The 21,145-nt window shown below is 68.9% G+C and carries 23 protein-coding genes; 14 read left to right on the forward strand and 9 right to left on the reverse strand.

Translation table 11 applies throughout. The features are described from left to right. The first annotated feature begins 112 nt into the window (after window positions 1–112). The 3 genes from RN02_RS22685 (at window position 113) to RN02_RS22695 (ending at window position 1,993) form a co-directional block, all read left to right on the forward strand. A complete protein-coding gene (locus RN02_RS22685) occupies window positions 113–391 on the forward strand; it encodes a hypothetical protein (protein ID WP_009619991.1) in 279 nt (92 codons plus the stop codon). A gap of 99 nt (window positions 392–490) precedes the next feature. After that, complete coding sequence (locus RN02_RS22690; protein WP_009619989.1) at window positions 491–1,411, forward strand: bestrophin family protein; 921 nt, start codon at window positions 491–493, stop codon at window positions 1,409–1,411. A gap of 15 nt (window positions 1,412–1,426) precedes the next feature. Further along, entirely contained in the window at window positions 1,427–1,993 is a 567-nt protein-coding gene (locus RN02_RS22695; protein WP_043317052.1) for a flavin reductase family protein, read from the forward strand. A 186-nt stretch (window positions 1,994–2,179) separates the two neighbouring features. On the opposite strand, the gene RN02_RS22700 is transcribed toward RN02_RS22695, so the two are convergent. Next, window positions 2,180–3,559, reverse strand: coding sequence for a sensor histidine kinase (locus tag RN02_RS22700; RefSeq protein WP_009619986.1), 1,380 nt, complete (start codon window positions 3,557–3,559; stop codon window positions 2,180–2,182). Then, on the reverse strand, window positions 3,537–4,226 hold the full coding sequence (locus RN02_RS22705) for a response regulator transcription factor (RefSeq protein ID WP_043317055.1): 690 nt from the start codon (window positions 4,224–4,226) through the stop codon (window positions 3,537–3,539). Before RN02_RS22705 ends, RN02_RS22700 begins: the two co-directional genes overlap by 23 nt. Window positions 4,227–4,330: 104 nt before the next feature. Between RN02_RS22705 and RN02_RS22710 the strand changes: the two genes are divergently transcribed. Further along, entirely contained in the window at window positions 4,331–5,014 is a 684-nt protein-coding gene (locus RN02_RS22710; protein ID WP_043317057.1) for a response regulator transcription factor, read from the forward strand. 242 nt (window positions 5,015–5,256) lie between these two features. On the opposite strand, the gene RN02_RS22715 is transcribed toward RN02_RS22710, so the two are convergent. Next, window positions 5,257–5,565, reverse strand: coding sequence for a HigA family addiction module antitoxin (locus tag RN02_RS22715; protein ID WP_024128404.1), 309 nt, complete (start codon window positions 5,563–5,565; stop codon window positions 5,257–5,259). An 8-nt stretch (window positions 5,566–5,573) separates the two neighbouring features. Beyond that, entirely contained in the window at window positions 5,574–5,870 is a 297-nt protein-coding gene (locus tag RN02_RS22720; protein WP_043317059.1) for a type II toxin-antitoxin system RelE/ParE family toxin, read from the reverse strand. Between the two features lie 222 nt (window positions 5,871–6,092). On the opposite strand from RN02_RS22720, the gene RN02_RS22725 reads away from it, so the two are divergent. From RN02_RS22725 to RN02_RS22735, 3 genes are read left to right on the forward strand one after another with little or no spacing between them, the layout of a single operon-like run. Then, on the forward strand, window positions 6,093–7,496 hold the full coding sequence (locus RN02_RS22725) for an efflux transporter outer membrane subunit (protein ID WP_043317061.1): 1,404 nt from the start codon (window positions 6,093–6,095) through the stop codon (window positions 7,494–7,496). Beyond that, complete coding sequence (locus RN02_RS22730) at window positions 7,493–8,659, forward strand: efflux RND transporter periplasmic adaptor subunit (RefSeq protein ID WP_043317063.1); 1,167 nt, start codon at window positions 7,493–7,495, stop codon at window positions 8,657–8,659. The genes RN02_RS22725 and RN02_RS22730 overlap by 4 nt, the downstream gene beginning before the upstream one ends. Further along, complete coding sequence (locus tag RN02_RS22735) at window positions 8,656–11,757, forward strand: efflux RND transporter permease subunit (protein ID WP_043317065.1); 3,102 nt, start codon at window positions 8,656–8,658, stop codon at window positions 11,755–11,757. Before RN02_RS22730 ends, RN02_RS22735 begins: the two co-directional genes overlap by 4 nt. A 7-nt stretch (window positions 11,758–11,764) precedes the next feature. Here the strand turns inward: RN02_RS22735 and RN02_RS22740 are convergent, their stop codons facing one another. Both RN02_RS22740 and RN02_RS22745 read right to left on the reverse strand, forming a co-directional pair. After that, window positions 11,765–13,135 carry a CoA transferase gene (locus RN02_RS22740; protein WP_043317134.1) on the reverse strand — a complete coding sequence of 457 codons (1,371 nt, stop codon included), beginning with the start codon at window positions 13,133–13,135 and terminating at the stop codon, window positions 11,765–11,767. Window positions 13,136–13,360: 225 nt separating this feature from the next. Beyond that, window positions 13,361–13,756 (reverse strand): hypothetical protein, encoded by a 396-nt coding sequence (locus RN02_RS22745; RefSeq protein WP_043273733.1) that lies wholly within the window; start codon window positions 13,754–13,756, stop codon window positions 13,361–13,363. Window positions 13,757–13,953: 197 nt separating this feature from the next. Between RN02_RS22745 and RN02_RS22750 the strand changes: the two genes are divergently transcribed. After that, a complete protein-coding gene (locus tag RN02_RS22750; RefSeq protein ID WP_009619967.1) occupies window positions 13,954–14,271 on the forward strand; it encodes a hypothetical protein in 318 nt (105 codons plus the stop codon). Window positions 14,272–14,405: 134 nt separating this feature from the next. After that, complete coding sequence (locus RN02_RS34000) at window positions 14,406–14,582, forward strand: hypothetical protein (protein WP_009619965.1); 177 nt, start codon at window positions 14,406–14,408, stop codon at window positions 14,580–14,582. Window positions 14,583–15,083: 501 nt separating this feature from the next. On the opposite strand, the gene RN02_RS22755 is transcribed toward RN02_RS34000, so the two are convergent. Beyond that, window positions 15,084–15,428, reverse strand: coding sequence for a hypothetical protein (locus RN02_RS22755; RefSeq protein ID WP_052267799.1), 345 nt, complete (start codon window positions 15,426–15,428; stop codon window positions 15,084–15,086). Window positions 15,429–15,573: 145 nt separating this feature from the next. Here RN02_RS22755 and RN02_RS22760 point away from each other — a divergent pair, with 145 nt between their 5' ends. Both RN02_RS22760 and RN02_RS22765 read left to right on the forward strand, forming a co-directional pair. Next, window positions 15,574–16,293 carry an endonuclease gene (locus RN02_RS22760; protein ID WP_043317069.1) on the forward strand — a complete coding sequence of 240 codons (720 nt, stop codon included), beginning with the start codon at window positions 15,574–15,576 and terminating at the stop codon, window positions 16,291–16,293. Window positions 16,294–16,383: 90 nt separating this feature from the next. Beyond that, complete coding sequence (locus tag RN02_RS22765; RefSeq protein ID WP_043317071.1) at window positions 16,384–16,890, forward strand: DUF1993 domain-containing protein; 507 nt, start codon at window positions 16,384–16,386, stop codon at window positions 16,888–16,890. A 41-nt stretch (window positions 16,891–16,931) separates the two neighbouring features. On the opposite strand, the gene RN02_RS22770 is transcribed toward RN02_RS22765, so the two are convergent. Next, entirely contained in the window at window positions 16,932–17,405 is a 474-nt protein-coding gene (locus RN02_RS22770; RefSeq protein ID WP_043273730.1) for an Lrp/AsnC family transcriptional regulator, read from the reverse strand. Window positions 17,406–17,537: 132 nt separating this feature from the next. On the opposite strand from RN02_RS22770, the gene RN02_RS22775 reads away from it, so the two are divergent. Together RN02_RS22775 and RN02_RS22780 are read left to right on the forward strand one after the other, a co-directional pair. Further along, a complete protein-coding gene (locus tag RN02_RS22775) occupies window positions 17,538–17,891 on the forward strand; it encodes a hypothetical protein (RefSeq protein ID WP_052267800.1) in 354 nt (117 codons plus the stop codon). Window positions 17,892–18,031: 140 nt separating this feature from the next. Further along, entirely contained in the window at window positions 18,032–19,036 is a 1,005-nt protein-coding gene (locus RN02_RS22780; RefSeq protein ID WP_043273852.1) for a bile acid:sodium symporter family protein, read from the forward strand. A 203-nt stretch (window positions 19,037–19,239) separates the two neighbouring features. Here the strand turns inward: RN02_RS22780 and gorA are convergent, their stop codons facing one another. Continuing rightward, window positions 19,240–20,595, reverse strand: a complete 1,356-nt coding sequence (gene gorA, locus RN02_RS22785) for a glutathione-disulfide reductase (RefSeq protein ID WP_043273729.1) — start codon at window positions 20,593–20,595, stop codon at window positions 19,240–19,242. Window positions 20,596–20,681: 86 nt separating this feature from the next. Here gorA and RN02_RS22790 point away from each other — a divergent pair, with 86 nt between their 5' ends. Beyond that, window positions 20,682–21,113: a VOC family protein gene (locus RN02_RS22790; RefSeq protein WP_043317073.1), complete on the forward strand. Its 432-nt coding sequence runs from the start codon at window positions 20,682–20,684 to the stop codon at window positions 21,111–21,113. Window positions 21,114–21,145 lie beyond the last annotated feature (32 nt).

Consider the following 21,145-nt stretch of genomic DNA (forward strand, 5'->3'; position numbering starts at 1 on the left):
GCCCCGCCTCCCATTCCGGAAGGCGGTTCCTCACCCACTCGAGGAGCAATGGACATGCAATTTCCGGCCATCCGTGTGCATCGCCCTGCTGCCTCTCATCCGGAGGCAGACGATGCCTGACATGATCCCCCTCACCACCCTTTCCCAACCCCACGAGGACGTGCTCTACGTCAACCTGCAGGCCCCGGTGGACCATCTGATGGGCACCGCCGAACGTCGCCTGGAATCCCTCAGCGTGCTGCTGCGCCTGCTGGAAGACAGCGCCGACGAAATGCCCATGCCTTTGGGCGTAGCGCGCCTGTCCGCCAGCCTCGCACCGCTGCTGGAAGAAGCGCGGCAGCTGTACGAACTGGCCGAACGCAAGGCCCGGCAGGTACAGACCGGCGCCTGAGCCCACGGCGGAGGGCGCTGCGCCCTCCGCCCCCGCTGCCCCCGGCGGCCATCTCGGCTATGATGCGCGCTCTCCGTGTCCCCGCCTGGAAGCCCGCGCATGATCCTCCGCCCGCAAACCCCGACACTCTGGGTGCTGCTGTTCTCCCTCAAGGGCTCGATCATCCCGGCCATCTGGCGCAAGGTGCTCTACACGGTGCTGCTCAGCTCGCTGGTGGTGGCCACCCACGGCACCCTCTACCACTACAAGGTGGTGATCACCTCCACGCCCTTCACCCTCTGGGGCCTGACCCTGGCGATCTTCCTCGGCTTCCGCAACAACGTGGCCTACCAGCGCTTCTGGGAAGCGCGCACGCTCTGGGGCGAACTGCTGGTGGTGTCGCGCAACCTGGCGCGGCAGAGCCTGTCGCTGCTGCCCGGCCTGGACGACGCCGGGCGCCGCCTGCTGGCCCAGCGCCTGGCCGCCTTCGCCTACGTGCTGCGCGACCAGTTGCGCGAGCGCCCGCAAAGCGAAGACGCCCGCCGCCTGCTCGGCAGCGAACTGGCCGACGCCCTGGCGCACACGCCCGGCCCGGCCAGCGCCCTGCTCGCCCGCCTGGGCCGCGACTTCGCCGAAGCCGGCCGCCGCGCCAACGCCAGCGACATGCTGCTGGCCAACGTCGACCAGCAGGTCAGCCGCCTGTCCTACGTGCTCGGCGGCTGCGAGCGGATCAAGGGCACGCCCATCCCCTACCCCTACATCCTGATGCTGCACCGCATCGTCCATGTGTACTGCTTCCTGCTGCCGTTCTGCCTGGTCGACAGCATCGGCTGGTTCACCCCGCTGGCGGTGTGCGTGCTGGCCTATACCTTCTTCGGCCTGGATGCCCTCGGCGACCAGATCGCCGACCCGTTCGACACCCAGCCCAACGACCTGCCGCTGGACGCCATGAGCCGCCACCTGGAGATCGCCGTCATGGAGATCCTCGGCGAAAGCGAGCTGCCGGCGCCGCTGGAGCCGGTCGACGGCCTGCTGCTCTGATCCTGAGGACCACCCATGAACCACCTGCAAGACGTTCCCCTGGCCAAGGCCTACCTGCTGCTCAACCATGGCCCGTCCACGATAGTCACCAGCGAATACGAAGGCGTGGCCAACGTGATGGCCGCGGCCTGGGTGATGCCGCTGGACTTCGACCCGCCCAAGCTGATGCTGGTGCTGGACCGCAACACCTGGTCGCGGCACCTGGTGGAAGGCTCCGGCGCCTTCGTCATCCAGCTGCCCTCGCGGCGCCAGGCCGAACTCACCCTGGCGGTGGGCTCCAGCAACGGCGGCGAGCTGGACAAGTTCGCCCGCTACGACATCGCCACCGCCCGCGCCCGCCAGGTGCAGGCGCCGATCGTCGAAGGCTGCCTGGCCTACCTGGAATGCAAGGTGATCGCCGAGCCGCACAACCAGGAGAAGTACGACCTGTTCATCGCCGAGGTGGTGGCGGCCTATGCGGACGAGCGGGTGTTCTCGAAGGGGCGCTGGCATTTTCCGGACGAGGAGTCGCGGACCATTCATTACCAGGCGGGTGGGGCTTTCTTTGCGACGGGGGAGGCGTTTCAGGTGGTTAAGGCATAAAGAGCAAGAGCCCCTCACCCCAACCCTCTCCCGGAGGGAGAGGGGGCCGTTCGGCATGCTCTGATGGCCTGGCCTCAGCCGGTGGTGCAGGAGTGCTCTGATGCTTCAGCAGGCAGAGGGCAGCCCCCTCTCCCTCTGGGAGAGGGCCGGGGTGAGGGCAGCCGCGCTCAACCCCTACACCCAGCCCTACCCCCGCACCGCCGCCGAAACCACCCGCCCCCGCAAACTCACCCAACACCCCGGGGCCCCATCCCCCACGCTCATCGCCAGGTCATGCAACCGCGCCACCGCCGCCACCAGGCTCAGCCCCAGGCCATTGCCCGGCGTATGCCGGCTGCGCTCGGAACGGTAGAAGCGCCGCAGCACCGCCTCGCGCTCGTGCTCGGGAATCCCCGGCCCGTTGTCGCGCACCTGCACTTCCACCGAATCCTCACCCGCTTCCACCCGCACCTCGACACGCCCCTCGGCCGGGGTGAACTTCAGCGCGTTGTCCACCAGGTTGCTCAGGGCGTCGAACAGCAGGTGCGCGTCGCCCTGCAGCCAGGCCGGCTGCGCCGGGCCGCTGTAGCTCAGGAGCAGGCCGCGCTCCTCGGCCAGGGGCTCGAACAGCTCGACCACGTCGGCCGCCACCTGGGTCAGATCCACCGCGACGAAGCCGGTGCGCCGCGCACTGTCCTCGATCTCGGAGATGCGCAGCAGCGCGCGGAAGGTCAGCAGCAGGCCGTGGGCGTCCTCGATGGCCTGGTCGATGGCCGCGGCATACTCCTCCTTGCTGCAATCGCGCCGCTGCGCGCGCTCCAGGCCGGCGAGCAGGCGCGTCAGGGGCGTGCGCAGGTCGTGGGCGACGTCGTCGCACACGCCCTTCACCTCATGCATCAGCCGTTCGATCTCGTCGAGCATGCGGTTCACCACCACCGCCAGGCGGTCGACGTCGTCGGAGCTGCCGCGCACCGGCAGGCGCTCGCTGAGGTCGCCCTTGACGATCCGCTCGATGGCCCCGGTCACCGCGTCCAGGCGCTGCTGCGAGGTGCGCCCGGCGATGATCGCGCCGGCCAGGCCGAGGATCAGGATCAGCACCCCGCCGGAGGCCATGGCGCTGACCAGCAGTTCGTCGAATTCCAGCAGGTCCTGGATGTCCTGACCGATCACCAGCACCTCGCCCGAGGGCATGCGGTGGACGATGCCGCGCACCCGCCGCTCGCCGCCGGAGAGGCTGCGCCGGCTGAACTCGATGGGCGTGTCCAGCGCCGTGGTCGGCGGCTGCTCGGCGAGGGTGCCGGCCAGGCGCCGGCCGCTGGCATCGAACAGCGCCTGGGGGAAGTGCTGCTCGGGGTCCTTGGCGGCGTGCTCCTGCACCTCGCGCAGCAGCTCGGGCAGCTCCAGGCCGGCGCGGTTGTGGATCTGCCGCGTCAGGTTGGCCTGCACCTCGGCGCGCAGGTAGCCGGCGGTGCGCCAGTACACATAGCCGAACAGCGCCAGCGAGGCCACGCCGAACAGCAGCAGGAACAGCAGCGCCACGCGGAAGCTGGTGGTGCGCGGAATCTCACTCAGGCGCCCGGAGAACATAGCCCGCCCCCCGCACGGTGTGGATCATCGGCGGCTCGCCGTCGATGTCGACCTTGCGCCGCAGGCGGCCGATGTGCACCTCGATGACGTTGGTGCGCTCGTCGTAGCGGTAGTTCCACACCGCCTCGAAGAGCATGGTGCGGGTGACGATCTGCCCGGCGTGGCGCGCCAGGTACTCCAGCAGTTGGTACTCGCGCGGCACCAGGTCGATCGGCCGCTCGCCGCGGCGCACCGAGCGACGCAGCAGGTCGATGTCCAGGTTGCCGATGCGCAGGCGGCTGTCGCGCGCCTCGCCGCCGCGCGCGGCGCGGCGGGTCAGGGCGTCCAGGCGGGCGGTCAGCTCGATGAACTCGAAGGGCTTGGTCAGGTAGTCGTCGCCGCCGGCGCGCAGGCCGCGCACGCGTTCGTCGAGGTCGGAGAGCGCGCTGAGGATCAGCACCGGCGTCTCCACCCCGGCCGAGCGCAGCGCGGTGAGCATGGCCAGGCCGTCCATGCCGCCGGGCAGCATGCGGTCCAGGACGATCACCGCGAAGCTTTCGCTCAGGGCCCGCACCAGGCCGTCGCGGCCGTTGCCGGCCAGGCTGACCTGGTAGCCGTGGTCGTGCAGCGCGGCGCTGATCTCGGCGGCGGTGGCGGGGTCGTCTTCGACGACGAGAACCTGGGTCATGGGCGCGGTCCGTGGCGGCGGCGGGAGGTGTTCGGCAGTATATTTTGTCTGGCGCGGGCGAACGTCGGCCTCGCGCCAAGATGAACAAAAGTTTAGGTGCAGCCTTGAGAATCCTGGTCATCGAAGACGACCCGCAGGCCGCCGGCTACCTGGTGCGGGGCCTGCGCGAGAGCGGCCACATAGTCGACGCCGCGGGCGATGGCGTCCAGGGCCTGGACCTGGCCCTGGAGAGCCTCTACGACGCCCTGGTAGTGGACCGCCGCCTGCCCGGCCTGGACGGCCTGGAACTGGTGCGCCGGCTGCGCGCCGCCGGCTCCGACACCCCGGTGCTGATGCTCAGCGCCCTGGCCTCCACCCACCACCGCGTCGAGGGCCTGCAGGCCGGCTGCGACGACTACCTGGCCAAGCCCTACGCCTTCGTCGAAGTCCACGCCCGCCTGGCCGCCCTGCTGCGCCGCCCCGGCCGCCGCCTGCTCGGCGCGCGCCTGCAGGTCGGCGACCTGCAACTGGACTGCGAGGGCCGCGTGGCCCAGCGCCAGGGGCACAGCATCGCGCTGCAGCAGCGCGAGTTCCTGATCCTGGAAAAACTCATGCGCCACGCCGACCAGGTGGTGACCCGCGGCATGCTGCTGGAAAGCGCCTGGGACTACGACTTCGACCCGCGCGACAACGTCATCGACAAGCACATCCACCGCCTGCGGCAGAAGGTCGACCAGGGCTTCGGGTGCACGCTGATCCACACGGTCCCCGGCGCCGGCTACATGCTCAGCGAAACGCCGCCGGAATAGGCCGCGCCAAGGCGCTTTTCGTAGGATGGGTTGAGCGAAGCGATACCCATCGCCCCCCCAACCGAACACCGGCCCTGCCGACGGGATCGCGGACAGAGTCCGCTCGCGCGCCATTCCCATACACTCCCATATAGGAGCGCGCACTGCGTGCGAATCGCGGGCAGGGCCCCGCTCCTGCAAAAAACACCTCAGCGCAGCTGCAAGCGTGCCTATGAGGACCGCAACTCCACCACACCTGGCATTCAGGCCGCCCGATTCAATGGCCGAGCCCGCTCTATGCGGGCACGTCGCTCTGGCGAATTCAACGCCGCCCACAGGTCGTTGCGCCGCTGCAGGTTGAGCCAGAACTCCGCAGAGTTGCCGAATACCCGGGCCAGCATCAGCGCGGTATCGGCCGTCACTGCCCTCCGGTCGTTGCACAGTTCGTTGACCAGCTTGCGCTGCACCCCCATCGCTTCGGCGAGGCGGCCTTGGGTCAGGCCTAGCGGATCGAGGAACTCGCTGCTGAGCACCTCGCCGACGCTGACCGGCTTGCGTTCGGTGATGATCACGTTGCACCTCATCGGTACGAATGGTTGTCGAGGTAGACGTCCGAGGCTTCGCCTTTTTCGCCATCCCAATGAAAGACCAGGCGCCATTGGCGATTCACCCGGATCGAGTGGTATACCCGCAGGCGCCCCTGCAAGCGCTCGAAATGGTTGCTGGGTAGGCTACGCAAGTCCGCGTCCGTGGTGGCGTCGTCGAGCATCTGCAGCTTGCGGAACAGGCGCTCCTGGATATCCGCGGGAATCTGCCGCGGCATCCTGTCCCGCACGAAGAACGCTTCCAGCCACGCGTCCCTGAAACTCCCGATCATGGGCCGGCTTCCTTGAAGGGAAATGTACCGCGTCACGGTACAACCGGCAAAACTCTGGAGTTGTCAGCCAACGGTTAGGCAAAAGCCGCAAAGCCAATCGGAAACCTCCCAAGCGCCACCTAAACTTTTATTCAGCTTGGGAAGAACCGCCCGGTAGCTACCCGGCGCTAGGCTCGTCCATCACAGCAGCCCGCAGCACGCGGGACGCAGAAGGACGAACCCATGCCCCCAACCACCGCCGGCGCCCTGCCCCGGCTGGCCGCCGCCCTTTCCCTGGCCCTGCTCGGGGCTTGTTCGCTGGTGCCGCAGTACCTGCGGCCCGGCGTACCCGTCGCCAGCCACTGGGACAATGCCGCCGCGCCCGCCGCCCAGATGCCGCAGCAGTGGTGGAAGGACTATGCCAGCGCCGAGCTGGACAGCCTGATCCAGCGCGCCGGCAGCGACAGCCTCACTCTGCAGGCAGCAGTGGCGCGGGTCGACCAGGCCCGGGCCAGCGCCCGCGTCGCCGGGGCCGCGCTGTACCCGGACCTGAGCCTGGGCGGCAGCTACGTCCACGATCACGACAGCAGCAAGAACGCCCACGACCTCTACGCCCAGGCCAGCTACGAGCTGGACTTCTGGGGCCGCAACCGCGCCCTGGCCGATTCCGCCACGGCGCTGGCCCAAGCCACGGCCTACGACCTGGAGACGGCGCGCATCGGCCTGCAGGCGGATATCGCCGACAGCTACTTCCAGGTGCTCTCGCTGGATGAGCGCCTGGCCGTGGCCAAGCGCATCGCCAGCGACGCCGAGAACATCCTGCAACTGGTGCAGACGCAGTCGCGGCTGGGCTCCTCTTCCGACCTGGAAGTGGAGCAGCAACGCAACGCCCTGCAGAACTTCCAGGCCAACGTCAGCGTCCTGGCCCAGCAGCGCGACGCCGCGCTCTACCAGTTGGCGGTGCTGGTGGGCGCCGCGCCCGAGGGCTTCGCTCTGCAGCACAGCGGCCTGGACGGCGTCCAGTTGCCCGAGGCGCGCGCCGGGCTGCCGGCCAGCCTGCTGAGCCAGCGGCCGGATATCCAGGCCGCCGAGGCGCGGCTGGTCTCGGCCAACTTCAATGTCGGCGCGGCGCGCGCGGCCTTCCTGCCGAACATCTCCCTAGGCGCCCTCGCCGGCAGCGACGTGCACACCGGCGGCGGGCTCTGGCAGCTGGCCGCCAGCCTCAGCCAGCCGCTGTTCGACGGCGGCCTGCTGGAAGGCCAGTTGCAGGCCGACCGCGCCCACGCCCGCGAGCTGGTCGCCGACTACCGGCAGAACGTGCTCCAGGCCCTGCAGGACGTGGAGACGCAGCTCAGCGCCAACGCCCGCCTGGCGCAGACCCAGCGCATCGACCAGGCCGCCGTGGACTCGGCGCGCAAGGCCGCCGACCTGGCCCAGGTGCGCTATCGCCTGGGCAGCACCGACTTCCTCACCCTGCTGACCGTGCAGCGCACCCTGTACCAGGCCGAGGACAGCCTGCTGCAGGTGCGCCTGCAACGCCTGCTGGCCTCCGTCGGCCTGAACCGCGCCCTCGGCGGCGGCTTCCAGGCGCCGGCGGGCGCCGAGCTGGCCAGTAATCAACCTTCCGCACAGGCGACCCGACCGTGAGCCCGTCCCAGCCCTCCTCCCAACGGCGCTACTGGCGCCTGGCGTTCCTCTTCCTGGCCGTGGCGCTGGCCGCCTTCGCCTGGCGCCACTTCTCCGCCACCACGACGGCCAAGCCGGCCGAGGCGCCGGTGCCCGTGAGCCTGGGGGTGGCCGACCAGCGCGACCTGCCGATCTGGCTGCAGACCATCGGCACGGTGCAGGCGCTGAATGCGGTGGACATCAAGGTACGGGTGGATGGAGAGCTGCAACAGTTGCACTTCCAGGAGGGCCAGATGGTCAAGGCCGGGCAACTGCTCGCCGAAATCGACCCGCGCCCCTACGCCGCCCAGGTGCTGCAGGCCAAGGCCAACAAGGCGCACGACGAAGCGCAGCTGGCGGTGGCCAAGGTCAACCTCGAACGCGCCAGCAAGCTGGCCGCCGCCCATGCCGGGCCGAGCCAGGACGTGGACACCCTGCGCGGCCAGGTGGCCACCCTGCAGGCCACGATCCAGGCCGACCAGGCGGCGCTGGACACCGCCCAGCTGCAGCTCGGCTACACCCGCATCGCCGCGCCCTTCGCCGGGCGCACCGGGCAGCGCCTGGTGGACGCCGGCAGCATCGTCCACGCCAGCGACAACACCGGCCTGCTGACGCTCACCCAGATGGCGCCGATCTCCCTGGCCTTCAGCCTGCCCCAGGAGGACCTGGCCGAAGTGCTGCAGGCCAACGCCGGGCAGCCGCTGCAGGTCGAGGCGCTGAGCCGTGACGGCCGCCAGCACATCGCCACGGGGCGGCTGAGCTTCATCGACAGCCAGGTCTCCAGCGGCAACGGGCAGATCCTGTTCAAGGCCGACTTCGCCAACGCCGACGGCAAGCTCTGGCCCGGCGAACTGCTCAGCGTGCGCCTGCTGCTGCGCACCGAAAAGGCCGCCACCGTAGTGCCGGCCAGCGCCGTGCAGCAAGGCCCGCAGGGCAGCTTCGTGTACGTGGTGGGGCGCGACCAGCAGGCCCAGGTGCGCGAGGTGCAGGCCGGCGCGGTGGTCGATGGCCTGCAGTGGATCCACCAGGGCCTGGCGCCCGGCGAAACCGTGGTCACCGGCGGCCAGTACCGCCTGGCCCCGGGGCTGAAGGTCGCGGCCCTGGCAGACGCGCGGCAGACCGCCAGCGCGGAGCAGCGCCAATGACCCTCTCCGAACCCTTCATCCGCCGCCGGGTGGCCACCACCCTGCTGGCCCTGGGCGTGCTGCTGCTCGGCGCCGCCGCCTACTTCCTGCTGCCGGTGGCGCCGCTGCCGCAGGTGGACATGCCGACCATCCAGGTGCAGGCCAAACTGCCCGGCGCCAGCGCCGAGACCATGGCCTCGTCCGTGGCCACGCCGCTGGAGCGGGCCTTCGCCAGCGTTCCCGGGGTCACCCAGATGACCTCCGCCAGCTCCCTCGGGCTGACGCAGATCACCCTGCAGTTCGACCTGGAGCGCAACATCGACGGCGCCGCCCAGGACGTGCAGACGGCGATCAACGCCGCCGGCGGCAACCTGCCGAAGAACCTGCCGGCGCCGCCAACCTTCCACAAGGTCAACCCGGCGGAATTCACCTTCCTCTCCCTGGCCCTGACCTCGCCCACCCGCACCCTGCCGGAGCTGGACCGCTACGCCGACGACTACCTCGGACAGCAGCTATCGCAGATTCCCGGCGTCGGCCTGGTGGACTTCCACGGCGAGCAGCGCCCGGCGGTGCGCGTGCGCATCGACCCGGACGCCCTGGCCGCCCGTGGCCTGACCCTGGATGACGTGCGCGAGGTGCTGGGCAACGCCACTGTGGATGCGCCCAAAGGCAACCTCGACGGCGCCGAGCGCGCGGTGACTCTCGACACCACCGACCAGCTCACCCGCGCCGCGCAGTACGGCTCGCTGGTGATCGCCTACCGCAACGGCGTGCCGATCCGCATCAGCGACCTGGGCACGGTGATCGACGGCGCCGAGGACGTGCGCCAGGCTGCCGGCCTGCAGGGCCGGCCGACGGTGATCGTCGACATCCACAAGCAGCCCGGCTACAACGTGCTGGCGGTGACCCAGGCGATCAAGGACCGCCTTCCGGCGCTGATCGCGCAACTGCCGCGCGACGTGAAAGTGAACCTGGTGGGCGACCGCACCCAGACCATCGACGCCTCCATCGACGAGGTGCAGTTCAACCTGCTGCTGTCCATCGTCCTGGTGGTGGCGGTGGTCTTCGTGTTCCTGCGCAACGTCAGCGCCACTGTGATCCCGGCGCTGACCATCCCGCTGTCGCTGGTGGCCACCTTCGCGGCCATGTACGTGCTGGGCTACAGCCTGGACAACCTGTCGATCATGGCGCTGAGCATCGCCGTGGGCTTCGTGGTGGACGACGCCATCGTGGTGATGGAGAACATCATCCGCCACCTGGAGATGCACAAGCCGCCGCTGCAAGCAGCCATCGAGGGCACCGCCGAGGTGGCCTTCACCATCGTCTCCATGACCGTCTCGCTGGTGGCGGTGTTCATCCCCATCCTGTTCATGGGCGGGGTGATCGGCCGCCTGCTGCGCGAATTCGCGGTGACCGTGAGCGTGGCGGTGGTGATGTCCGGGGTGGTTTCGCTGACGGTCACGCCGATGCTCTGCGCCTGGTTCATCCGCCACGACCTGCACGGCGCGCAGAACCGCTTCCTGCAATGGAGCGAGCGCACCTTCGACGCCCTGCTCGACGGCTACCGGCGCAGCCTGCGCCGCGTGCTGCGCCACGAGCGCCTGACCCTGGCGGTGGCGTTGCTCACCCTGCTGGTCACCGCCGTGCTCTACGTCGAGGTGCCCAAGGGCTTCTTCCCGCAGCAGGACACCGGCGTGATCATGGGCGTGGCCGAGGCCAACGCGGACATTTCCTTCGCCGCCATGCGCGAACGCATGGCCGCGCTCAGCGAGGTGATCCAGCGCGACCCGGACGTGGCCAACGTCTACTACTGGATCGGCCCCAACCCCACCCTCAGCCAGGGCCGGGTGATGATCAACCTCAAGCCCTACGAGCAGCGCGCGGCCAAGGCCGACCAGGTGGTGGCGCGGCTCAAGCGTGAACTGGCCGCGGTGCCGGGCATCGCCCTGTACATGCAGATCCGCCAGGACGTGCAGATCGGCGGGCGGCCGAGCAAGACGCAGTTCCAGTACACCCTGCAGGACCCGGACAGCCACGAGCTGGACCACTGGGCCGCGGCGCTGCTGGCGCGCCTGAAGCAGCTGCCGCAACTGCGCGACGTGGCCACCGACCAGCAGCAGGCGGCGCCGCGCGCCACCCTGCACATCGACCGCGACAGCGCCGCGCGCCTGGGCGTGAACGTGCAGGCCATCGACGACGTGCTCTACGACGCCTTCGGCCAGCGTCAGGTGGCGACGCTGTTCACCGCGCTGGACCAGTACCACGTGATCCTCGAACTGGACCCGCGCTGGCAGGTGTCGGAGGAAAGCCTCAAGCACCTCTACGCGCGCTCCAGCCTGACCGGCGAGCTGGTGCCACTGAGCGTGCTCGGCCGCCTGGAGCCGGACCTGGCGCCCATCACCATCAACCACCAGGGGCTGTTCCCGGCGGTCACCCTGTCGTTCAACCTGGCGCCGGGCTATGCCCTGGGCGACGCGGTCGCCGCCATCCAGCAGGCCACCCGCCAGGCCGGCCTGCCGGACAGCGTCAGCGGCACCTTCCAGGGCACCGCCCAGGCCTTCCAGGACTCGCTGCGCAGCCAGCCGTGGCTGATCCTGGCGGCGGTGGTCACGGTGTACATCGTCCTCGGCGTGCTCTACGAGAGCCCGCTGCTGCCGCTGTCGATCCTCTCCACCCTGCCCTCGGCCGGCCTCGGCGCGCTGCTGGCGCTGCTGCTGTGCGGCCAGGACCTGTCGCTGATGGGGATGATCGGCATCATCCTGCTGATCGGCATCGTCAAGAAGAACGCCATCATGATGATCGACTTCGCCCTGGTGGCCGAACGCGGCGGCATGACGCCGGAGCAGGCGACCATCGAGGGCAGCACCCTGCGCTTCCGGCCGATCCTCATGACCACCCTGGCGGCGCTGTTCGGCGCCCTGCCGCTGGCCCTGGGCACCGGCTCCGGCGCCGAGCTGCGTCAGCCGCTGGGCATCGCCATCGTCGGCGGGCTGCTGGTGTCGCAGGTGCTAACGCTGTACACCACGCCGGTGATCTACCTGTGGTTCTCGCGCCTGGCCGCCAGCTTCCGCGCCTGGCGCCAGGTGCGCGGCGGCCTGCTGCTGCCGCCGCAGCGCTGAGCGCCGTTCAGGCGCCCTGCTCGAAGGCCCAGTACGGCTTCGACGAACCCAGCGCCGCCGCCGGCAAGGCCCATTGCAGCGGCGTGCCTTCCAGCAGCAATGGCGGGCGCAGGCGCTGCGCCGGGCCCCAGGCGGTGGCCTCGATGGCCGGGTCGAGGTCGGCCGGCGCCTCCTCGGCCAGCGCCGGCAGGGCGTCGGCCTGCATCCCCTGCTCCACCAGGAACTGCGCGGTGCGCGCCAGCGACAGGCGCCAGGTGCTGCCGCGCCCGCTGGCCAGGCGCCGGCCCAGGCCGCAGAGCGCGGCGGCGGCCATCAGGTAGCCGGTGGCGTGGTCCAGGGCCTGCACCGGCAGCGGCACCGGCTTTTCGGCCTGACGCCAGCGCATGCCGGCCTCGGCGATGCCGGTGCTCATCTGCACCAGGCTGTCGAAGCCGCGGCGGTTGCGCCAGGGGCCGCTCCAGCCGTAGGCGTTCAGGCTCACGTCGACCAGCCCCGGGGCCAGGTCCTGACGCACTTCGGCATCGAAGCCGAGGTTCTCCAGGGCGTCGCCGCGGTAGCCGTGGATCAGCACGTCGGCGTGACGCAGCAGTTCCTCGAAGCGCTCACGCCCTGGCGGGTCCTTCAGGTCCAGGCGCGCGCAGCGCTTGCCCAGGCAGACCTCGGGAATCACCCCCGGCTCGTCCCAGCCCGGCGGATCGATGCGCAGCACCTCGGCGCCGAGCCCAGCGAGGAAGCGGCTGGCCACCGGCCCGGCGAGCACCCGGGTGAGGTCCAGTACCCGCACGCCGGCCAGCGGCCGCTCCGCCGTCAGGGCCCAGGCCGGCGCGGGGGCGATGGCCTGTTCCTGGCACCAGATCAGGTCCTGTTCGGCCAGGGCCTGGCCCTGGGGGTGCGCCTTCCATTCGTCGATGGAGCGCATTTCGGCGGCGCAACCACCGGTAGCCACTACCGCATGCTCCAGTTCGGCCTTGTTCCAGGTGGCGACGCGGGCCGCCGCCTCTTCGCGGTTGGCGACCGGGCCCAGCACCCGCACCACGGCGGCACGGTGGTGCGGGGCGTTGGTGTGCAGGCGGATCCAGCCGTCGCGGGTGGCGTAGTCGCCGGCGATGTCGCCCCACATGGGCGGCAGCGCCCAGCCCTGGGGCCGCAGCGTCCAGGCGAACCAGAAGGACGCCAGGCGGCGGTCCACCTGCAGCGCCCCCGGCGTCTGGCCGGCACGCTTGAGCAACGCCGCGGTGGCCAGGCCGGCAGCGGCGATGGAGGCGCCGGCGAGGTCGCTGACGGCGAAGGTCGAGGGCAGCCCGCCCTCGGCCTCGAAGGACAGGGACGCGGGCAGGGCCGCGTTCTCTTCCAGGGCCTGCCACAGGGCCCTGGTCATCTGGCTGGCGAGCATGCTGCACCTCGTCTGAAGAAGTCCGTGAAACGGACCCGCCAGGCAACCTTAGCCCGCCCGCCGCACCGCCGCGAGCCGGCCTTTCGCCGCAGAGGAATCGCGGGCAATAAAAAACCCGCCGATGGCGGGTTCTTTATTGGGGCGCTAGTCCTTTAGCAATGTGCCTACCATCGCCCCACGCGCGTGAAAATTTCGTGAAGAAACTCGGGCTCAGCCGGAATAATCCAGCGCCGTCCAGGCACGGCTGAGGTCGTCGCGGATGCGGCAGGCGGACAGGTCGCCGCCCTCCTCGCCCACGCTCAGCAGGCGGGTGGCGCCGGTGCCGTCGTCGTACACCTCGGTCAGCGTCTGCAGGCGCCCGCAGTTGGGCGTGTCGATCACATAGCTGGCCACCATCGCCGAGCGCGAGCGCGGCACGCGGATGGCGTCGCGCACGATGCCGTGTTCCTCCACGCGCTTGCCGTCGGCCACCAGCACCGCCCAGGCCTCGCGGCCGTCGATCACCAGGTAGGCGCCATTGGCCTTGGGGCCTTCCGCCGGCGGCTGGGCGCAGCCGCCGAGCAGGGCCAGGAGGGCGAGCACCAGCAGGGCTTTGACTTGCTTCATCACGCGTTCCTCTTCTTCGTCGTCGCCGCGGGGCGGGGCCCGGTTTCGCGGCGGCCATGGATTCTGTGAGCCAGCGAAACCATGGTAGCCACAAAATACTGTTCATGCATACAGTATTTTTCGATTATGCTTCTGTCATCGACGAAAGGCACCCTGGCAACAGGTGGCAGGCAAGGACCCGAACAGGAGCGAAAGCGATGGTGGACATCCGCCAGATGAAATACACCGTGAACCACATGGGCGTGGAGGAAGTCAGCGAGGCGGTCGCCGAGTTGCACCTCGAGGGCCTGGTCACCGAGGGCAAGACGCCCTTCTCGCGCACCCACTTCAACACCTGCTTCGCCGAGATCGAGGCGCTGCTGCAGCGCGCCGGCTACCACCGCCCGCTGGACGTGGTGGGCTACCAGGGCCAGGCCTACGCCATGTTCGACCCCACGCGCTGGGAGGCGGTGCAGGTGCTGCGCTGGCTGAAGGAATACGTGGAGGAGGCCCACAGCGAGGCGGCGGGGGCCTGAGGCCTCCCCCTCCGCGGGGATGGCAAAAGGCCGCAAAGGCTTGCCGCAGAGCGGCCGGACTTGCGCACTGGGGGTTCGGCCACTAATGTCCTTGGGGCAGTTTCGCACCAGCACGCTGAATCAAGGACGAGTCCATGAGCAAGACGCTCCCCAAGGACTGGCTGTGGGCCTACCACAAACTTCGCAGCCTCTCCGTCGGCCGCACCAGTTCCGCCTTCCTCGCCACCCTCTACCACCTGCGCGGCGACACCGGCCCCTTCTACTGCAAGGGCGGGCTGAGCAAGTCGCGCCTGGTGCGCAAGGAGTCCTGAGCCTTCGTAACACCGAGCCCTTGTAGGAGCGCGCCCTGCGCGCGAATCGCGGGCAGGGACCGTTCCGGTAGTCCTGCACCGGACCCACTCCGTATGAGCGAACCTGGCTTTTCGTAGGATGGTGTTGAGCGAAGCGATACCCATCACCGCGACCGCATGGGTTTCGCAAGCTCAACCCATCCTACGAAAAGCATCTCGGCACAGCCGGCAAGACAGTTGTCCTACAGGTAACCCCGCCCCCTCCCCCTGTAGGAGCGCGCCCTGCGCGCGAGTCGCGGGCAGGGACCGTTCCGGTAGTCCTGCACCGGGCCCACTCCGTATGAGCGAACCTGGCTTTTCGTAGGATGGTGTTGAGCGAAGCGATACCCATCACCGCGACCGCATGGGTTTCGCAAGCTCAACCCATCCTACAAAAGGCACCTCGGCGCAGCCGGCAACGTAGGAGCGGATTCATCCGCGATCCGGCCGCCAGGCCGGCTATGCCCCGCGAACGCCACTCCCTCAGGGATACGACTGCCGCTGCCCGTTCGAACGCGTCGTCCCCGGCGTGACCTCGAACTGCACGCCATTGGGGTACTCGATGCTCTGGCGGATACCGCCGTTGGTGCCACCGCCGCTGTTGTCGATGATCACCCGGCTGGAGCCCTGTTCGTAGCTGCGCGGAACCTGGAGGCCGCCGTAGCCGTCATAGCGCTGCACGCTGGACGAGCTGTCGATGCTGCCGCTGGCACCGGGGCTGACATAGATGCGCTCGATGCTGCGCACCGGCGGCTGGCCGGCCAGCGCCACCCCGGCCACCAGGCTGGCGAGCAGGCCGCAAAGCGCTCGGCTCTTCATGCGGGTCATGCTGGCTGAACCTCCGGTTAGGCTGGAAATGTTCCCAGTCTAACAACTCCAGTTTCCTACGCACCTGTTCCTTGCCATTCGATTGCCACGATTGGCAGATCGTTTCATATCAGTAAGATGCGACGATTTCTGAAAGAAGTTTCTGATGAATATTCGTCGTCCAGCACTATTCCTCCTGCTCGCGGCCTTGCCCCTGGCCGCCTCTGCCGCCGCTCCGCGCACCTTCCAGGAAGCCAAGAAGATCGGCTGGAAGCTCTATGCCCGCCAGTCGGTGGAGTTCTATTGCGGCTGCCGCTACAAGGGCAACCGCGTCGACCTGGCCAGTTGCGGCTACGTGCCGCGCAAGAACGCCAAGCGCGCCGCGCGCATCGAGTGGGAGCACATAGTTCCGGCCTGGGTCATCGGCCACCAGCGCCAGTGCTGGCAGAGCGGCGGGCGCAGCAACTGCTCGCGGCACGACCCGGTGTACCAGCGCGCCGAGGCCGACCTGTTCAACCTGGTGCCGAGCATCGGCGAGGTCAACGGCGACCGCAACAACTTCGGCTACGGCTGGCTGCCGCAGCAGGCGCCGCAGTACGGCGCCTGCCCGATGGTCATCGACTTCAAGGCGAAGAAGGCCATGCCGCGCCCGCAGATCCGCGGGATGATCGCCCGCACCTACTTCTACATGAGCGACCGCTACGGCCTGAGGCTGTCCAGGCAGGACCGCCAGCTGTACCAGGCCTGGAGCAAGCAGTACCCGGTGGAAAGCTGGGAGCGCCAGCGCAACCAGATGGTCGGCTGCGTGATGGGCTGGGGCAATCCATACGTGGGCAAGATCGACCTGCAGGGCTGCGGCAGCGCGGGCAGCGTCGCCGGGCGCTGAAAGCCAGGCGACGGCCGCCGCGCCCGGCAGTAGACTCAGCGGGTGCGCCCTGTCGCGCAGGCCTCATTTTCCCTGTCTGGAGTACCTCGCATGTCCCTGTCGATCTACCAGATTTCCGTTCCGGTGTTCATCCGCATGCTCGGCAACCTCTCGGCCATCCTGGCCAAGGCCGAGGCCCATGCCCAGGCCAGGTCCATCGAGCCGACGGTGCTGCTGAACGCCCGCCTGGCCCCGGACATGTTCCCGCTGACGCGCCAGGTGCAGATCGCCAGCGACGCCGCCAAGGGCTGCGCCGCCCGCCTGGCCGGCGTGGAGATTCCCAGCTACGCCGACGACGAACAGAGCTTCGCCGACCTGCAGGCGCGCATCGCGAAGACCGTCGACTACCTCAAGGGCTTCAAGCCCGAGCAGTTCGAAGGCGCCGAGAACCGCGAAATCCACATCAAGACGCCGAGCCGCGAGCTGCAGTTCAAGGGCCTGGACTTCCTGCTCGGCTTCGCCAACGCCAACTTCTACTTCCACGTCACCACCGCCTACGCCATCCTCCGCCACAACGGCGTGGAGCTGGGCAAGATGGACTTCCTCGGCGGCGCCTGAGCCCGCCCGCGGGCGCCGGCCAGGCCGGCGCCTTCCTCCCGTCAACGCCCCGGCAGCGGCAGGCTGGTGGTCGACTTGATCTCCGACAGCGCGACTATGGAGTTGATCTCCTGGATGCCCGGCACCTGCGACAGGCGCTCGAAGAAGAAGCGCTCGTAGGCCTCGATGTCCTCGGTGACGATGCGCAGCATGAAGTCCACCGCGCCCATCAGCACATGGCACTCCAGCACCTCGGGGAACTCGCGGATGGCCGCGGCGAACTCGGTGAGGTTGTTGCGGCCGTGGGTGTTCAGCTTCACCTGGGCGAAGATCTGCGTGTTGAGGCCGATCTTCTTGCGGTCCAGCAGGGTCACCTGGCGGCGGATCACCCCTTCTTCCTTCAGGCGCTGGATGCGCCGCCAGCACGGCGATTGCGACAGGCCGATGCGCTCGGCGATCTCGGCGGTGGAGAGGGTCGCCTCCTCCTGCAACAGGGCGAGGATGCGTTTGTCATAGGCATCCAGCTCGATCGGCATGATTTATTCTCCAATCAATAAATTCACGCATAGTCTATTCCCAAATCGCCGACCTTGGCGCCCATTCCGCAAAGCAAAACCCGGCCGGGCCACCGACAATGAGCCACCTCCCAGCCTTGCCGGTCACCCGCCATGAACCAAGCCGTTTCCCTGCCCAGCAGCACCGCCGCCCTGCCCACCAGCCTGTTCGACGCCGCTCCCGCCGAGCGCCCCGACGGCTGGACCCGCCGCCCGGCCGATATGGCGCGCCAGGCGCACTTCGCCATCCGCGCCGAAGCCGATGCCGACGTGCTGTGCAAGCTGCTGAACCTGTTCGCCCTGCAGGGCTGGCTGCCAGCCGAAGTGCATGCCGTGCAGGCGGGCGAATGGCTGCAGGTGGACCTGCGCATCGCGGGCATGCCGGAGCAGCGTGGCGAGGTGATGGCCGAGCGCATGCGCTCGCTGGTCAGCGTGGCGGCGGTGGAATTGGCGTTCAGCGGCTGCTGACGGAGCGATCTGTCCGTTCAGCGATATAGGCTGGCTTTCTCGCGTTAGCCGGAAGGCCACCGCGGGCATAGAGTCGGAACCGTCGTCCGTCCGTCAGAGACGGCGACCGCATTCTTCGTACCTTGCCCGAGATGATCGCCATGGCTCGTCCACGTCTGCTCCCCGACAACTTCACCCTGGCCCTGGTCGCCACCGTGGCCATCGCCAGCCTGCTGCCCTGCCAGGGGCAGGTGGCCACCGCCTTCGGCTGGATCACCAACCTGGCCATCGGCCTGCTGTTCTTCCTGCACGGCGCCAAGCTGTCGCGCCAGGCCATCATCGCCGGCGCCACCCACTGGCGCCTGCACCTGCTGGTGTTCGCCTGCACCTTCATCCTCTTCCCGATCCTCGGCCTGGCGCTCAAGCCGGTGCTCTCGCCGCTGGTGACCCCGGACCTGTACCTGGGCCTGCTGTACCTGTGCGCCCTGCCGGCCACCGTGCAGTCGTCCATCGCCTTCACCTCGCTGGCCCGCGGCAACATCCCGGCGGCGGTGTGCAGCGCCTCGGCGTCCAGCCTGATCGGCATCTTCCTCACCCCGCTGCTGGTCCAGCTGCTGCTGGGCGTGCATGGCGACACCGGCGTCTCCACCCTCGATGCCATAGGCAAGATCACCCTGCAACTGCTGGTGCCCTTCATCGCCGGCCAGGCCCTGCGCGGCGTGATCGGCGGCTGGGTGGACCGGCACAAGCCGGTGCTGCGCTACGTCGACCAGGGCTCGATCCTGCTGGTGGTCTACACCGCCTTCAGCGCCGCGGTGATCCAGGGCCTGTGGCACCAGGTGCCGCTGACCGCGCTGGCCGGCCTGGTGGTGGTGTGCTGCATCCTGCTGGCCCTGGCGCTGTTGGCCACCTCCCAGCTCAGCCGGCGCCTGGGCTTCAACAAGGAGGACGAGATCACCATCGTCTTCTGCGGCTCGAAGAAGAGCCTGGCCACCGGCGTGCCCATGGCCCAGGTGCTGTTCGCCACCGGCAGCATCGGCGTGATCCTGCTGCCGCTGATGCTCTTCCACCAGATCCAGCTGATGGTCTGCGCGGTGCTGGCCCAGCGCTACGCCAGGCGCCAGCAGGAAAGCGCAGCGGCGGCGCAGGTGGCGCAGTCGCGCTGAGCCGCTCGGTGCGACGTGTCTTGCCGGCTGCGCCGAGGCGCTTTTCGTAGGATGGGTTGAGCCTTGGCGAAACCCATGCGGTTGCGGTGATGGGTATCGCTTCGCTCAACCCATCCTACGGAGTGTCATATTTGCCTGTAGGAGCGCGCCCTGCGCGCGAATCGCGGGCAGGGCCCGCTCCTACAGGTTGATGCCCCGCGAAGTCAGGCCACCGGCGAACGCATGGTGACGAACTCCTCGGCCGCCGTCGGGTGGATGCCGATGGTCTCGTCGAACACGCGCTTGGTGGCCCCGGCCTTGAGCGCCACGGCGATGCCCTGGAGGATCTCGCCGGCCTCCGGGCCGACCATGTGGCAGCCCAGCACCTGGTCGCTGTCGGCGTCGACGATCAGCTTCATCAGGGTCTTTTCCTGGGACTCGGTGAGGGTCAGCTTGAGCGCGCGGAAGCGGCTCTCGAACAGCTTGACGCGGTGCCCGGCGGCGCGCGCCTCGTCCTCGGTGAGGCCGACGGTGCCGATGTTCGGCAGGCTGAACACCGCCGTGGGGATCAGCTTGTAATCCACCGGCCGGTATTCCTCGGGGCGGAACAGGTGGCGCGCCACGGCCATGCCCTCGGCCAGGGCCACCGGCGTCAGCTGCACGCGGCCGATGACGTCGCCGATGGCGCGGATCGACGGCTCGCTGGTGCGGTAGGCCTCGTCGACCTTGACGAAGCCCTTGTCGTTCAAGGCTACATCGACGTTCTCCAGCCCCAGGCCATCGAGCATCGGCCGGCGGCCGGTGGCGTAGAACACGCAGTCGGCCTCCAACAGGCGGCCGTCCTTGAGTGTCGCCAGCAGGCTGCCGTCGGCCTGCTTGTCGATGCGCGCGATGTCGGCGTTGAACTGCAGGTCCAGGCCCTTCTTCGTCAGTTCGTCGCGCAGGTGCTCGCGCACGCTGCGGTCGAAGCCGCGCAGGAACAGCTCGCGGCGGTACAGCAGGCTGGTCTGCGCGCCCAGGCCATGGAAGATGGAGGCGAACTCCACGGCGATGTAGCCGCCGCCCACCACCAGCACCCGGCGCGGCAATTGCGGCAGGAAGAAGGCCTCCTGGGAGGTGATGACGTGCTCCTTGCCGGGGATGTCCGGCACCTGGGGCCAGCCGCCGGTGGCGATGAGGATGTTGGCGGCGCGCAAGCGCTGGCCATCGACTTCCACGGTGTGGGCGTCGACCAGGCGCGCGTGGCCTTCGAGCAGGCTCACCCCGCTGTTCACCAGCAGGTTGCGGTAGATGCCGTTGAGGCGGTGGATCTCGCGGTTCTTGTTGGCGATCAGGGTCGGCCAGTCGAAGCGCGCTTCGCCCAGGCTCCAGCCGAAGCCGGCGGCCTGCTGGAAGTCCTCGTGGAAGTGCGCGCCGTACACCAGCAGCTTCTTCGGCACGCAGCCGACGTTCACGCAGGTGCCGCCCAGGTAGCGGCTCTCGGCCACCGCCACGCGCGCACCGAACCCCGCGGCGAACCGCGCGGCGCGCACGCCGCCGGAACCCGCACCAATCACGAACAGGTCGAAATCGAAAGCCATCGTCGTTCTCCACTGGCAGATGCCCGGCAGCATACCTCATCGCCGCTGGCCTATCCTGCCAGCAGAGCCCACAGGAGGAAGCCGCCATGCGCCCGACCCTGACCCACCTGGCCCTGCACGTACCGGACCTGGAAGCCTGCATCGCCTTCTACGAACGCTTCTGCGGCATGCGCGTGATCCACCAGCGCGAGGGCAAGGGCTCGCGCATCGTGTGGATGGCCGAGCCGGGCAAGGAGCACCAGTTCATCTTCGTCATCATGCCCGGCGGCGAAGCCCGCCACCTGGCCAGCGACGACTACAGCCACTTCGGCTTCGCGGTGGACAGCCACGAGAAGGTCGACGCCATCGCCGCCGAGGCCGAACGCGCCGGCTGCCTGATCTGGGCGCCACGCCAGGAGCCTTACCCTGTTGGCTATTACTGTGGCCTCAGGGATTCATCAGGCAATTACGTCGAGTTCAGCTACGGCCAACCCCTGGGGCCGGGCTCGGAAGACATGCCGATCCCTCAGGCGCCATAGCTTTGCAGCGCTTTTTGTAGGAGCGAGCTTGC

Origin of the sequence: Pseudomonas sp. PI1 (assembly GCF_000812405.1) — a bacterium.
In the GTDB taxonomy this organism is placed as follows: Bacteria; Pseudomonadota; Gammaproteobacteria; order Pseudomonadales; family Pseudomonadaceae; genus Pseudomonas; species Pseudomonas citronellolis.